The following is a 14,560-nucleotide window of genomic DNA, read 5'->3' as shown; positions in this document are numbered from 1 at the left end:
AAGATAAATACGATCAGGACCGGTCAATTAGTGTGCCGCTTCTTTTTTAGGGAATATAAGCGAAGCCACGATACTTATTGTCAGTATGCCGAGGATAATAAGCAGCGAATTACCAGTTGTTAAACCAATCTCGTCTGCATAATTGGCAGCCAGCATTTTCAGACCGATGAATGAAAGTAATATGGATAAGCCAACTTTCAGATAATGGAACTTCTCGATAATGTTCACCAGCAGGAAAAACATCGACCGTAAGCCCATGATGGCAAAAATGTTCGAGAAAAATACGATATACGGGTCTTTGGTAATGGAAAATATGGCAGGGATAGAATCGACCGCAAAGATCAGGTCTGTCACCTCAATAATCATCAGCACCAGGAACAGCGGGGTGATCAGCTTTTTGCGGTCGATCCTTATAAAGAATTTTCCGCCTTCAAATTTGGGATGAACGGCAAAGTATTTGGATGCGAATTTTACCACCCTATGATTCTCCGGGTCAATTTCATCTTCCTGATTACGGTTGATGAACATCATTACCCCTGTATACACCAGGAATGCACCGAACAGGTATAATATCCAGTGAAACTGGCTGATCAGGGTTGCACCCACAAAAATGAACAGGAACCGCATTACAATAGCACCGATAATACCCCATAGCAATACCTTATGATAATACTTCGGGTTGACGGAGAACGCAGTAAAGATGAGCACCATCACAAAGATGTTATCCACCGACAGTGCATATTCCACCACGTAACCTGTGATAAACTCAAGCGACAGGTTCTTCCGGTATAAACTCAAACTCTCCTGGAAATCATTCGGGTTCAGTTTAAGATTGTGAAAATTTTTGATATTGATATTCTGCAGTGCTGCAAAGTTGTCGATATGATGCAGCAAGTCACCGTAACGGGCGATCAGCACATAAAAGATCAGCGCCAGCGATACCCAAACGCCACTCATAATGCCGGCTTGTTTCAGACTTACGGGCTTGTCGCTTTTTCCAAACAATCCCAGGTCGATGGACATCATCAGGAAAATGAATAGGATGAAGCCACCTATAAATATCAGTTCGCTCGGCATTATTTATTCCTTTCGGTGGTAAACCGCACTAATTGTTCCAAACTCTCCCGCGAGTCGCTCTTCGGGAATGTATTTAATATTTCAAATGCCTCTTCCTGGTATTTTTTCATTTGTGTTTCGGCGTATTGTAAGCCCCCGGTTTCTTTAACAAAACGGATGATCTGTTCGATCTTCTTCGGATCGTCGTTGTGATTTTTGACCAGGTTGATGATCCGCTTCCTTTCGGATGAAGCGGTATTATTTAATGAGTAGATCAGCGGCAACGTCACTTTTTTTTCTTTAATGTCGATGCCCAATGGCTTGCCTACATCGTCGGTCCCGAAATCGAACATATCGTCTTTGATCTGGAACGCTATGCCGATCTTCTCGCCAAATAACCGCATTTTTTCAATCGTCGCCTCATCGGCTCCCGCAGAGGCCGCCCCGCAGGCACAGCACGACGCAATAAGGGAAGCTGTTTTCTGGCGGATCACCTCGTAATAAATAGGCTCATCCACATCCATGCGGCGCACTTTTTCGACCTGTAAAAGCTCGCCCTCGCTCATTTGCTTTACTGCTTCGGATACGATCTGCAATAATTTAAAATCATGGTTTTCTATCGATAGCAGCAACCCTTTAGATAAAAGGAAATCGCCCACTAAAACAGCAATTTTATTTTTCCAGAGAGCATTGATCGAGAAGAAGCCACGGCGCTGGTAAGAGTTATCGACAACATCGTCGTGAACAAGGGTAGCAGTATGCAGCAGCTCCACCAAAGCCGCCCCGCGATGAGTGGCATCGGTAATACCGCCGCAAATGCTGGCCGAAAAGAATACGAACATCGGCCTGATCTGTTTACCTTTTCGCTTAACGATGTAATGGGTAATACGGTCGAGCAGGGGAACGGAGCTTTGCATCGAGGACTTAAACCTTTCCTCAAAAGCATCTATATCGGCGGCAATAGGTTTTTTGATCTCGTCGATGCTCAACATGGGCAATTACACAAGCGTTTATTTCTGTTACTGCGGGTTTTGCAATATGCAGCAAACATAAGATTTTTTAGTTGATTAAGTGGATAGTTGATCAAGTTGGGTTAAGTAAGTGATTGATTGAGCTATACAGGAAAAATTTCTGCGGCTGTCAAACTCAATCAACTATTTCACAAACCAATTAAACCTATTCACGGAAATACAATCTATTATTAAAACAGCGAATGATCGTGTGAGTGGATAAATTTGATAAGTAGTGATTGATTGTGGCGTCCCGGAGTGTGACCGGGGCGCTTTTTTGTGTTAATATTGAACACCGAATATCGAATGAAGCATGATAAAGTTCGAGGTAATGGTTTTTCTGCGAGAGCCTGAAGATCTTAAATATTCGACGCAGCGGCCATTTTAGGGATATTTGCTCCTTTAAAAAGTAACCAAAAGCCGAGCGCGATCTCATCAATAACTATAGGCCCAAAACAGGCAGGTATGATTGTTTTCTCGACATCGGGATAAATGATGATAGCGAATTGGCTTAGAAGCAATACCAATGAAGCAAATATACCCCACAAGGCCAGCCACCGCGGAATATATCCTGATTTGAAAAACAGGTAGTTAAAGATTGTTGATCCCGACCCTAAAAATATGGCTACAACATTAAAGGTTAAAGCATAGTTATAGTGCATAACCGACAAGGCCTGTAACTGTCCCTGATTGAATACCTGTAGATGATCGGCGTCAGTAACAAACTGCATGGCAACATAGTAATTAACAATGGCCACACAAGCCATCGTCGTTTCTACCAGCCGGAAGAACACCGCAAGCAAGGCCAGACTACGATTTACTGTCCGCAACAATACATAGAGCGCCCAAATCAATACTACATCGATAGCAAACGTGATAATATTATTGGCTATGCCGATACGATACAGCCGCTCATTAGCCAAAATATTGCTTGCTGTTTTTGCTGCCTCACCTCTTACGATAAGGCCCGATGGAAAGTGCACATAAAATTCAGCGAAAAGCCCTGTTGCCATGGCAACCAGGAACAGCAGACCTGCAAGTCTTGCAGCTTTGGATAGAGACACTGAATAGATCTGATTTTCCATGGTTTCAATCATAACCAGGTTTAATTTTGCAAGCGGCCGGCTATCAATCAGTTAGACCGACTTTACATCCATTAGTTACACGGTTAACAGAGAATAGAGAATAGTTAAGTGGTTAGGTAGTTGAACAGACTATTTGATACTCATTCATTCAACATAATCAACCGTTCAACGGCTAGACACAATCGACCTGTTTTGATTAACATTGAGCACGCTTGAACAGGCTGGTGCCAGATAGCGAAGAAAATCAAAACAAAACCTTCTCAAATAAACTTTACTAGTTACTATAATGCCGTAAAATAATAATTTACTGATTATAAGAAATTTGTTAGTATATTTAATCATTCTGTTTATACTTTCCTTTTAACGCTATTCTTTTTCTAAAGAATTTACATCCTACCTCAGATCTTTATTCTATATCATGCTTACAATAGAACCCCATCATATTATTGCCATTGGCGCATCTGCTGGCGGAATGGAAGAGATCAATTCGTTTTTTGACCATACACCATTAGACGGTGTTTCTTACATTATCATTCAGCACTTATCCTCTGATTTTAAAAGCCGGATGGTTGAGTTGCTGGCCAGACATAGTAAGCTTACGGTTAAAGAAGCTGAAAATGAGATGGTTGTTAAATGCAATGAGGTGTACCTTATCCCCCACGATAAATTCATGAGCATAGCTGACGGTACCCTGTATTTAGCTGATAAGGAAAATGTCAAAGCGCCTCATTTAACGATCAACACATTTTTTAATTCACTTGCGGCAGACTATGGGAGGAAGGCAATTGGGATCATCCTTTCCGGTTTAGGCAGCGACGGTACTGAAGGGATCAGGGCCATCAAAAAAGCCGGTGGTATGGTGATCGTAAGGGATCCCGCAACAACAGCATTTCCGGGTATGCCTTTAAGCGCTGTTGCTACAGGCCTTGTGGACTTTATTTTAGAACCCGCATTGATGCCTGGCACCATTGAAGATTATGTAAAAAACGAGGGTGCGTTGGTAACTGATGACCAGAATGACGAAAAGAACCTTACGATGATCATTGATCTGATCAAAGAAAACTCGCCCCTCGATTTTTCAGATTATAAACAAACTACCATATTAAGAAGAACCAAAAGAAGGGCGTCCTATGGAAACTTCACTTCGTTAACCAATTATTTAAACTTTCTCAGAGTGACCCCGGAAGAGGTTGATGCCCTTGCAAAGGAATTCCTTATTAGTGTGACTTCTTTTTTCAGGGACAATGAAGCTTTTGAATTTATACGGTACCGGGTATTGCCCGAAATTTTTAAAAGCCTAGCCCCGGGTGAGGAACTAAAGTTATGGGTGGCCGGTTGCGCAACAGGAGAAGAAGTTTATTCAATGGCTATACTGATAGCTGAACAACTGACGGGTGACTTTGAAGATACTGTAGTTAAAATTTTCGCTACTGATATTGACAATGCTGCTTTAGCTCATGCGGGTAAGGGCTTTTATAATGAACGGATCACAAAAGATGTTTCTCCTGAAAGGTTAGAGAAATATTTTTTAAAAGAGAATGATGGTTACCGTGTTAACGCTGTTATCCGCAAGATGGTCATTTTTGCGCAGCACGACCTTGTTAAGAACCCGCCCTACTGCAATATGCATTTTATCAGCTGTCGTAACCTGTTGATTTACATGACATCTGTTCTGCAAAAGAAAATATTTAGCATGCTGCTCTTCGGGCTTAAAAAGGATGGGTATTTGTTTTTAGGATCCAGTGAAAACCCCATGCCCATCATTAAGAGCCTGGAAGTGGTCAATAAAAAATGGAAGATCTATAAAAACCTTGAGACCAAACGGGGGGTAAACTTTGATGCATTCTCATTGCCAGACCTATTGGATATAAAACATACTACTTCACGGTTTGCTGCAGACGATACCTCCAAAAGCGCCAGTTCTGCTTTGGCCGAAGCGATGAGTTTAAGTTTGGCCAATGAAATGGATTATCTGATTGTTTGCATTAATGAAAATAACCGGGTTATAAAATCTTACGGAGATACTACAAAGTATTTACTCCAAAAACACTTTACCTCAGATCTTGCTGAGCTATTACCCAAGCCGCTTGCCATAGCATTAAATACGCTAAGTAAGAGTGCTTTGAAAAACAATCAAAAAGTTATAGTGCGCGGTGTAAAAGTCAAGTGGGGGCAAGATATTGTCAAAGTTAATTTATCGGTTAGCCCATTGAAAGTTAAGGGGGAACAAAATCTATTGATGGTGACTTTTAGTCAGGACAATACTATTACCCCCGTATCCCAGGATATCATATTCGATGAAAGTGTATATCTGAACCAGTATACAAAAAACCTGGAAGATGATATAAGAGAATTAAAGGAGAAGCTTCATTCCTCTTATGAAAGACTTGATGCTTCCAATGAAAATATGCAATCGTTTAATGAGGAGCTGATCTCGGCCAATGAAGAAATGCAAAGTACCAACGAGGAAATGCAATCTGTAAACGAAGAGTTGCATACCATTAATGCTGACTACCAGTTGAAAAACAAAGAGCTACTGGAAATCAATGATGACCTGAATAATTATTTCAGAAGCAATGTTAACGGGCAGCTTTTTATTGATAACGATTTGAAATTAATGAAGTTTTCGCCCGCTGCCGTCAACCAGATAAACCTTTTGGAAACCGATATCGGCAGGCCACTCAGTAACATCTCCACCAATATCAAATTTGAAACCATCACCGAGGATGCCAAACGGGTGCTCCTGGAGGGGGGCGTTATCAGCAGAGAAATCGAAACAAACAACGGGAAATGGTACCAGATGATGATCATGCCCTACGTTCAGCAGATAGATAACCAAAACAATGGCGCAATCATCACTTTTAATGATATTACCGAATTGAAAAGATCACAGTTCGAGATCGAAAAAAAGAATAAAACGCTGCAGCGTATCAATGCAGACCTTGACCATTTTGTTCATGCAGCATCACACGACCTGTTAGCACCGCTCGCTAATATTGAGACGAGTATTGATATAATGAACAAGATAGCATTGTCGCAGGAAAAATTGAATGATTTTCTGAATATTATCAACTCTTCAATAAAAAAATTTCGTGTACTTATTACCGACATTTCAACAATAGCCAAAATAGAAAATGATATGGTTACAATGGAAATGGTTGCAATAGATGAGATCATTAACAATGTAGAATGGAGCCTGGAAAATAAGATTCAGGATTCAGGTGCAATTATTAAAAGGAAACTTGAAGTAAAACAGGTACTCTTTTCAAAAAAGAATCTCAGGAGTATTGTATATAACCTGATCTCAAATGCAATAAAATTTAAACGGGATGAAAGTCCTGTCATTATTATTCATACCCGCAAAGAAGGGGAAAATGTAGTCTTATCAGTTCAGGATAACGGAAAGGGCATACCTGAAGAGGGCATAGACCTTATTTTTAACATGTATGGCAGGTTACACCAGGACGTTGAAGGGCATGGTATAGGTTTGTACCTGGCAAAAAAAATAGTGAATGCGGCCGGTGGAAATATTGTTGTAGAGAGCGAGTTGGGTAAAGGAACTACATTTAAGGTCTATCTGAAAATTGAAGCGGAACATCCTGTTGTTTCTGAATTTTTAAATTAATATGAGTTAATTTATACGTGTTTGTGCAGGCCTCTCGAAGAACGCTCGGTTAACCCACCGACAGTATAAAGCGATAACTTTTGTACGAATGTACGGCGGTGGTACAACCGCTTATGTGCATGATCATTATCGAGTAGTGTAGTTTATTAAAGGTTAATTTTGTTAACTATTATGGGTGTTACCTGTTACATGTAACACCCTGACTCGTTGTCCCGCCCTGGAAAAAGTTCTGTCTCGGCAGCACATCTTGCAATTTTTTCTACGCCTGCTGATAAGCTGCCTCGATATCCTTAATAATGATCTTTTTCATTTTCATCATAGTCTGCATCACTGCCGACGATTTTTTAGGATCAGGATCATTAATATACCGTATCAATACTTCGGGTGCCACCTGCCATGATACGCCGTATTTATCTTTCAGCCAACCGCATGGACCTTCCTCACCACCGGCAGTCAGGGAGTTCCAAAAATGGTCGACCTCCTCCTGGGTTTCCGGTTCAATCGCAAAGGAGATAGATTCAGTATATTTGGCTTCCTGACCCCAGTTTAAGGCGGTCATCGTCATCCCTAGAATTTCAAAGGTGGCTGTCAGCACAGCACCTGGCATCGGACTGTTCTCCGGGTAACGTTGTACATGCAATAGCTTTCCGTTAAATACGGATGCATAAAAACGGGCTGCTGCTTCAGCTTCAGTATTGAACAGCAGGAAAGGAGTGATTTTTGCTTTCATAAGTTCTTCAATTTGTGTGCAACCAAGTTTTAAGCTCCCATAACACCTGTCTCGACTTCTCCGGCCCGTTTGTAATTGGCCAAAATAACTCCTTTTGGCGTAGTAGTACTTTCCACTAATGTAAATGATCTTGGCATCGCGTCATCGCCGAATAGTTTTTTGCCTTTGCCCAGAATCACCGGATGAATGTTAAGCCAAAACTCGTCCACCAGGTCATGCTTCAGTAACAGTTGAACAAGCTTGCTGCTACCCCAAATTTTAAGATCAGGGCCTTCGGAGTTTTTGAGCTTTTTGATTTCTTCCACGCTTTTGATAATAACGGAGTTTTTCCACCTGGTAACTATCGGGTCAGAATCTGTTAACGTATTGGACAAGGCATATTTGGCGACATCGATAACACCCGGCCAATAGTCTGCATGCTCGGGCCAGTAATTGGCAAAGATCTCAAATGTTTTCCTGCCCAGCAGAAGATCGGCTGGTTCCATTTGCTTTTGCATCACCTTACCGGCAGCTTCGTCATCAAAAGGGGCACTCCAGCCACCATATTTGAAATCCTCCGAAGGGTCCTCTTCCGGTCCGCCCGGTGCCTGCATTACTCCGTCTAGTGTAATGAATGATAGAACAATTATTTTTCTCATGATGATTTGTCCTCCTTAATTGGTTTTTGTTATAATACAAATCTCGTGAACAATTTGATACCGTTGGGTATTGTGAATACGGCAAAACGAAGGGCTGAATGCGACAGAATTGATAGGGTACAGATGAGTTCGATGTGCTAATTCAGAATTGATGATTCGATATTCAATCAATTATTTACCTTTGCAATCCATTTCCCGGAGAGATGTCTGAGTGGTCGAAAGAGCACGCCTGGAAAGTGTGTATACCTCAAAAGGGTATCGAGGGTTCGAATCCCTCTCTCTCCGCCAAAAAAGTCAATGCCTCGCTGTCGCGGGGTATTTTTGTTTCAACAGATAAATAGAACCGTAAACTATTACGCTGTTTTTATAACAGTCAGATCGCCGTCATCAAAATTGGCAGTTACCACGCGGCCGGCAAAAAGTAAGCGCCCCGGCTCGTCTTTGGCTAATTGCTTGAGTGTGTCAATTACCAGCTCCAGCACTTTCGCACGTTTTAATCCAGTGGTTGCGTCAGGCGGGAGGGTCAGGTATTTGTTTGCCCTGATGGGTTGATAATCTATTTCGCCGGCCCAGTCATCGTCATCCGCATCATAAATTTCAGCGCCGGTTATATAAACCATATAATTTTTACCCGACTGGAGCATACCGAAATTAATGGCGACAATATCCTGAGCGGGAGGGTTTTCTTTTTCAACCTTTTTTATCCAATCTGAAAAAAGTTCTGTAAGGTTCATATGTTATAAGCTGTGTGATAAGAGATCAGCTTTATAAATATACAAAATCGCAGGTGTTATTACGATAATAAAAGAATTCAAACGGGCTATTTTATTTACTGTTGAAAGACGCCTGCCGGAGAAATGAAATATTTTTCCCAAACAAAAATGGCGTGCATTGTGTTATTGCAGCACATTCTCTTCCGTATTACAGGCCTTCTGCGCAGGACCTTTTCTAATTAGTTAACAGATTTTTGGAAAGCATAACCTTCTGTATAAAAGGGCTTTGTTTTATCCATTTTATTTATAACTTTTATAAAATTTTTATTTATGAAAACGACCATTATCACCTACTGTATAATTGCTTTCCTTTTCCTTATATCTTGTCAGAAATCAGCTGTCAACCCGGTATCAGAAAAACCGACTCCTGTATTAACATCGAGGAGTTTAGCCTCTTTTAATACGGCTGCGCCTTATAACGTCCAACAGGACTTTGATGTTTCTACGCTGGGCATACAGGCTACCAGCTGTAGCGGCGAGCCACTGCAGGCAGTAAGCGGAATTTATCATCTCGACCTGCATGGCGTGATCAACGGCAATAATTTGACAGCAATAGAGCATGTAAATGCGCAAGCTTTTAAGCTCGTTGGCATGGCGACAGGTACAACTTATACAGGCTCGGTTACTTATAAACAATCCTTCAACGTTTCATCTACCGACGGAAAATTTGTAACAAAAGAAACCCAATCGATCCTGTTGACGACGGCTGGCGGCAAAAACAATTTGATGGTAAAGATAGATGTTCATGTAACTATCAACTCCCAGGGCCAGCTGACCGCTTATCTTGACAATTTCCGGACTGACGATTGCAAGTGAACCTGGTCTTCTGCTTTTCCCGCTGATGTCTAAAGACAATCCATGTCGGACTTGTTAATGGTGTCTGGATATATTTGGATTATGTAACTATCTTAAGATGGCCTTATAGATGCAACAAACCGCCTTTCATCGGCCGTTATGAGAATCAAATTAAAATTTGTTTCTTTATCCTACCAATTAACCTTTTTTCACAGTTATGCATTTCAAAAATCTCCTCAAACTAAGCTGTCTGATCACCTTATGTTTATTCGTTATGCCGGCCATGGCACAAAATGTAATTGTTACAGGTAGAGTAGCAGACTCACATGACGGCACACCACTTCGGGGCGTTTGCGTCTTAGCCAAAGGCACATCGGCAAATACTGTTACCGACAATAACGGGGCCTTTAAATTATCGGTGCCGTCTTCGGTAACCACCCTTGTAATCGGCAATATTGATTACATTCAAAAAGAAATAGCAATCACCGGTTCACCACTAAGCGTTTCGCTTGAGTCTTCGAGCGCCTGGCCCACCAGGGCAGCAGGCATAAGTTTTGGTTACGGGTTACAGCGTAAAAGGGATGTTTCAAGTGCAACGGCTGCTTTAACAACCGAAAACTTTAACCAGGGTGCTATTTTTAACCCTGTAGATCAATTGGCTGGTAAAATTTCGGGTTTAACAATAACTGAACCTGGTGGCGACCCTAACCAAACCGCAGAGGTACACTTACGCGGTCAGTCAGTTCTTATGGGCAGTTTATCCCCCCTTTTTGTAGTGGACGGGGTAATCTTAGACGACGCGGCTCAATTTCAAAGTATTCCGCCGGATGATATTGATTCTTATGAAGTTTTAAAAGATGCTTCGGCAACAGCTATTTATGGTGTGCGTGGCGCAAACGGCGTAATTATTGTCACCACGAAAAAAGGAGTGGCTGGGCGTACTGCAATATCTTATAATGGTTTGCTAGGCGCAAGTGTTCAGAGCAAATATTATGACCTGCTGACGCCAAATGAATACCGTGCAGCAATCGCCTCTTTAAATCCAGCTACCTACGACAAGGGTGGTAATACTGACTGGCAAAAGGCAGTCAGCCGGACTGCATATCAACAAAGGCACTATGTTTCGATTTCTCAGGGTACCAGTACGTTTAACTACCTCGCCTCGGCAGATTATCAAAATCAACAGGGTATTATTCTGAATAGCGGTAAGGAACAAATGGGATTGCATTTAAATGCTGAGCTGAAAACATTAGCTAATAAGCTGGATATAAAGGCTGGTATACACAATATAACCACTACACGAAAGTTTACAGATTATTCTGTCTTTAGTTTTATCCCTAATTCTCCTCCAACATACCCTGTTAAAAACTCTGATGGGTCATACTTTACCTACACCGATTTTGATGAGGCCAATCCCGTTGAACATTTTACCCAGGAGGTTCTTGGCGATAAAGAATACCTTACGCTGATCAACGCTTCGGCCGATTATTCAATCATTAAGGACTTAAAGATCGGTATACTAGGTTCATTTGATCGGAATAAAATAGAATCTTCCGGATTTATTCCCACTTTCCCGCTTGAAGGAAATACAAACCAGACGGCAAATGGAGAAGGAAATACGCATTCTTACAGAGGGAATATTCACATTGCGTACCATAAAATTTTCGGAAAGAGTGTATTGGATTTACTGGGTGCTTATGAATATTACGACTATTCTAACAATATTGGCTATACAAGCACATCTTCCAATTACTCTTCTAAAGAAAAGTATAAATTAAAATCATTTATTGCACGCGCGGCTTACAGTTATGACGAACGTTTTTATGCAACAGCTTCTTTGCGCAAAGAAAACCAGATTATAATCGTGGGGAACAACAATCCCAATGAGTATTTTCCTGCATTTAGCTTAGCCTATAGATTTAAGGAAGACCTGCTGGCAAATGTTGATTGGATATCCGACATGAAGCTAAAAGGAGGATACGGTATTACAGCGACCGCTACTAGTCAATTTGTTCTTCCATTTATCGAATCTGGAGAGAAGCAAGGACGTAATGTAGGGCTGGATTTTGCATTATTCAACGGCCGTTTATCAGGTGATTTGAACTACTTCAACGACGAGACGAAAAATCTATTATTTAATTATCCGGTACCCACGCCACCGTTTATCACGCCAGATATGCTGATTAACTCAGGCACGATGACGAATAAAGGATTTGAAGTGCACCTGTCCGGGAAGATCATTTCAGGTCATAAATTAAATTGGACAGCTAATGGTCAAATCACATTTATAACAACAAGAATTAATGATCTGACCGCTCAATTTACTGCCAACGGGCAAACTTACACATTGCACCCACCACAAGTTCCGCTAGGCTATGCACAAGGACGTGGTTTAAGCTCTAACCCAATTGAGTTTGTGAAAGAAGGTTTCAGCCCTTATGTATTTTACCTGCCACATTATACAGGTGTTGATGCTAGTGGTAACCAAACTTTTGATGGTCAAACCATCGCTCAAAATCCAAACCCTGCTGGACACTATATTGATCCGGCTCCGAAATTTAACTATGGTTTCTCCAATAGCTTCGATTATGGCAACTGGAACCTGAACTTTACTTTAAGAGGTGTCGATGGACAAAAAGTCTTTAATAATACATTACTAGATCTACAAACAGTTACCCGCTTGCCAGGAAATAATGTAACTAAGGAGGCTTTGACAGATGGAGTTAAAGATTTTCCAGTAGCGTCTGATAGGTGGCTTGAAGGAGCGTCTTTCTTACGTATGGATAATATAACTTTGGCGTACTCATTCAGGAATGTCAGTTTTGCTAATGCGTTGCGTGTATTTGTTTCGGGGAATAACTTATTTGTAATAACCGGGTATAAAGGTCTTGACCCTGAAGTGAAAACAGAAAATGCATCTGGCGGAAATATATTGTTTGGCGGCAACCTGAATGGTTCAACTAACCAGGCATATATTGATAATAATTATGGGGGCCAGGCTTACTACCCCAGAGTCAGAACACTTTCATTGGGCGTAAATGTCACATTGAAATAATAGTTTAGAGCCCGGAGTGTAACTTTGGTGCCATTGCCCCCATTCCGGCGGAGTCCCTTGCGGGGACCCATTCTCGCATGATAGAGAATATCCTTTGAAACTTTATCACGATCAAAACCTCTTGATATCCATGGAATTAATGGGTGTGACCAGGAAGTATCCTACCTTCCGGCAGAACTCATATTTTTTACAACAATACCGAACGTTACCTGTTAACTGATTATCGATGAATAAAACCGAGAACTACCCTGTGGCAACTGCCAACTTGCTTATCGCACAAAAGAATGCGATTCTGGCGTCGATCATCGCGAACTCAGATGATACGATCATCAGCAAAACACTAAATGGGATCATCACGAGCTGGAACCCGGCTGCGGAAAGGATGTTTGGTTACTGCGAAGCCGAAGCTTTGGGTCGGCATATTTCCCTGATCATCCCCGAGGAACGGCTGGACGAAGAAGTTTTTATCATTAGCCAGATCAGGCAGGGCAAAAAGGTTGATCATTTTGAAACGGTGCGGAAAGCCAAAGACGGGAGGCTGGTTCCGATATCACTTTCGGTATCGCCGATTACCAACCGTGATGGGATTATCGTCGGTGCCTCTAAGATCGCCCGGGATATCAGCGAACGGAAACGTGCAGACGAGAAACAGGCTGTACTGGCGGCTATTGTCGCCACCTCTGACGATGCCATTATCAGTAAAACACTGAAAGGGATTATCACCAGTTGGAATAAAGCGGCAACGCAAATGTTCGGTTATACCGAAGCAGAGGCTTTGGGTCGGCATATTTCCCTGATCATACCGCATGACCGTTTGCCTGAAGAAGACCATATTATCAGTGCGATTGTCAAAGGCAACAAGATTAACCATTTTCATACATTTCGCCAGGCTAAGGACGGCCACCTTGTCCCGCTCTCTTTATCTATATCCCCTATAATAGACACCGAGGGTAAGGTCGTAGGTGCTTCCAAGATCGCTCGGGATATTAGTGAACAACAATTGTTGCAGGCAGAAAAGGCACGCCTTTATGAACAGGTGAGGATATTAAATGATAAAAAAGATGAATTCATAGGGCTGGCCAGTCATGAACTAAGAACGCCGCTTACCAGTATAAGCGGTTACCTGCAGATACTCGGCCGGATGATCAGCAACGAAAAGGGGCAACAATTCCTGGCGAAGACGAGACTGCAGGTCAAAAAGCTTGGTGCACTTGTTGACGACCTGCTGGATGTTTCCAAGATTGAAGCGGGTAAGCTGCCGCTATCAACGGAAGCTTTCGATATCCGAAAGGTGGTTGATGATACCCTTGAATTGCTGAGTTATTCGAATACGCAATTTAAGTTTACGCTTCATACAACGATCAGCGAACTGATCATCAGCGGCGACTCCCACCGTATCGAACAGGTGATAATTAACTTACTGAGTAATGCGATTCGTTACGCACCAGGGACCGACCGCGTTGAGCTATTCCTGGCCCACGACGCAGAAAATATGACCATTGGCATAAAAGACTTTGGCGTGGGCATTGCAGCAGATAAGCTCAAAGACATTTTCTCGCGTTTTTACAGGATAGACGATGTCAACCCGGTTACTTCCGGTTTGGGGATCGGTCTTTATCTCTCGCATGAGATCATTAGCCGGCATGGGGGCAAGATATGGGTAGAAAGCGAACTGGGCAAGGGAAGTACCTTTTGGTTCAGTTTGCCTCTGCATCCGGCTCATCCTTTGCAAATATCCAACTAAGATCAGGATAAAAAGGAACAGGCACTTCTGCACCGATGAAGATCATAGT

10 protein-coding genes and 1 tRNA gene are annotated in these 14,560 nt (G+C 42.1%); 5 read left to right on the top strand and 6 right to left on the bottom strand.

The features are described 5' to 3' along the window. Positions 1-27: 27 nt before the first annotated feature. The 3 genes from Q3A68_RS05625 to Q3A68_RS05615 all read right to left on the bottom strand — a co-directional run bounded on the left by Q3A68_RS05625 (position 28) and on the right by Q3A68_RS05615 (position 3,151). Positions 28-1,077 (bottom strand): TerC/Alx family metal homeostasis membrane protein, encoded by a 1,050-nt coding sequence (locus Q3A68_RS05625; RefSeq protein ID WP_302900078.1) that lies wholly within the window; start codon positions 1,075-1,077, stop codon positions 28-30. Continuing rightward, complete coding sequence (locus tag Q3A68_RS05620; RefSeq protein ID WP_302900077.1) at positions 1,077-2,048, bottom strand: polyprenyl synthetase family protein; 972 nt, start codon at positions 2,046-2,048, stop codon at positions 1,077-1,079. The genes Q3A68_RS05625 and Q3A68_RS05620 overlap by 1 nt, the downstream gene beginning before the upstream one ends. Positions 2,049-2,425: 377 nt before the next feature. Continuing rightward, positions 2,426-3,151, bottom strand: coding sequence for a DUF4386 domain-containing protein (locus Q3A68_RS05615; RefSeq protein ID WP_302900076.1), 726 nt, complete (start codon positions 3,149-3,151; stop codon positions 2,426-2,428). A 418-nt stretch (positions 3,152-3,569) separates the two neighbouring features. On the opposite strand from Q3A68_RS05615, the gene Q3A68_RS05610 reads away from it, so the two are divergent. Further along, entirely contained in the window at positions 3,570-6,776 is a 3,207-nt protein-coding gene (locus Q3A68_RS05610; RefSeq protein ID WP_302900075.1) for a chemotaxis protein CheB, read from the top strand. Between the two features lie 259 nt (positions 6,777-7,035). On the opposite strand, the gene Q3A68_RS05605 is transcribed toward Q3A68_RS05610, so the two are convergent. Together Q3A68_RS05605 and Q3A68_RS05600 are read right to left on the bottom strand one after the other, a co-directional pair. Further along, positions 7,036-7,506: a VOC family protein gene (locus Q3A68_RS05605; protein WP_302900074.1), complete on the bottom strand. Its 471-nt coding sequence runs from the start codon at positions 7,504-7,506 to the stop codon at positions 7,036-7,038. 29 nt (positions 7,507-7,535) lie between these two features. Then, on the bottom strand, positions 7,536-8,144 hold the full coding sequence (locus Q3A68_RS05600) for a dihydrofolate reductase family protein (protein ID WP_302900073.1): 609 nt from the start codon (positions 8,142-8,144) through the stop codon (positions 7,536-7,538). A gap of 197 nt (positions 8,145-8,341) precedes the next feature. Here Q3A68_RS05600 and Q3A68_RS05595 point away from each other — a divergent pair. Then, a tRNA-Ser gene (locus tag Q3A68_RS05595) sits at positions 8,342-8,432 on the top strand. Between the two features lie 65 nt (positions 8,433-8,497). Here the strand turns inward: Q3A68_RS05595 and Q3A68_RS05590 are convergent. Beyond that, on the bottom strand, positions 8,498-8,878 hold the full coding sequence (locus Q3A68_RS05590; protein ID WP_302900072.1) for a hypothetical protein: 381 nt from the start codon (positions 8,876-8,878) through the stop codon (positions 8,498-8,500). Between the two features lie 309 nt (positions 8,879-9,187). Here Q3A68_RS05590 and Q3A68_RS05585 point away from each other — a divergent pair, with 309 nt between their 5' ends. From Q3A68_RS05585 to Q3A68_RS05575, 3 genes are all read left to right on the top strand, one after another. Beyond that, a complete protein-coding gene (locus Q3A68_RS05585; RefSeq protein ID WP_302900071.1) occupies positions 9,188-9,733 on the top strand; it encodes a hypothetical protein in 546 nt (181 codons plus the stop codon). Between the two features lie 262 nt (positions 9,734-9,995). Further along, on the top strand, positions 9,996-12,767 hold the full coding sequence (locus Q3A68_RS05580; RefSeq protein ID WP_302900070.1) for a TonB-dependent receptor domain-containing protein: 2,772 nt from the start codon (positions 9,996-9,998) through the stop codon (positions 12,765-12,767). Between the two features lie 226 nt (positions 12,768-12,993). Further along, positions 12,994-14,511: a PAS domain-containing sensor histidine kinase gene (locus Q3A68_RS05575; RefSeq protein WP_302900069.1), complete on the top strand. Its 1,518-nt coding sequence runs from the start codon at positions 12,994-12,996 to the stop codon at positions 14,509-14,511. Positions 14,512-14,560: the final 49 nt, after the last annotated feature.

It is taken from the genome of Mucilaginibacter tolerans, from assembly GCF_030519375.1.
Classification (GTDB): Bacteria; Bacteroidota; Bacteroidia; order Sphingobacteriales; family Sphingobacteriaceae; genus Mucilaginibacter.
This window is presented reverse-complemented; position numbering and strand designations above follow the sequence as displayed.

Coding starts and splice junctions, on each gene's coding strand:
- Q3A68_RS05610 (WP_302900075.1), top strand. CDS start 3,570: ATGCTTACAATAGAACCCCATCATATTATTGCCATTGGCGCATCTGCT.
- Q3A68_RS05585 (WP_302900071.1), top strand. CDS start 9,188: ATGAAAACGACCATTATCACCTACTGTATAATTGCTTTCCTTTTCCTT.
- Q3A68_RS05600 (WP_302900073.1), bottom strand. CDS start 8,144: ATGAGAAAAATAATTGTTCTATCATTCATTACACTAGACGGAGTAATG.
- Q3A68_RS05620 (WP_302900077.1), bottom strand. CDS start 2,048: ATGTTGAGCATCGACGAGATCAAAAAACCTATTGCCGCCGATATAGAT.
- Q3A68_RS05590 (WP_302900072.1), bottom strand. CDS start 8,878: ATGAACCTTACAGAACTTTTTTCAGATTGGATAAAAAAGGTTGAAAAA.
- Q3A68_RS05625 (WP_302900078.1), bottom strand. CDS start 1,077: ATGCCGAGCGAACTGATATTTATAGGTGGCTTCATCCTATTCATTTTC.
- Q3A68_RS05605 (WP_302900074.1), bottom strand. CDS start 7,506: ATGAAAGCAAAAATCACTCCTTTCCTGCTGTTCAATACTGAAGCTGAA.
- Q3A68_RS05615 (WP_302900076.1), bottom strand. CDS start 3,151: ATGGAAAATCAGATCTATTCAGTGTCTCTATCCAAAGCTGCAAGACTT.
- Q3A68_RS05575 (WP_302900069.1), top strand. CDS start 12,994: ATGAATAAAACCGAGAACTACCCTGTGGCAACTGCCAACTTGCTTATC.
- Q3A68_RS05580 (WP_302900070.1), top strand. CDS start 9,996: ATGGCACAAAATGTAATTGTTACAGGTAGAGTAGCAGACTCACATGAC.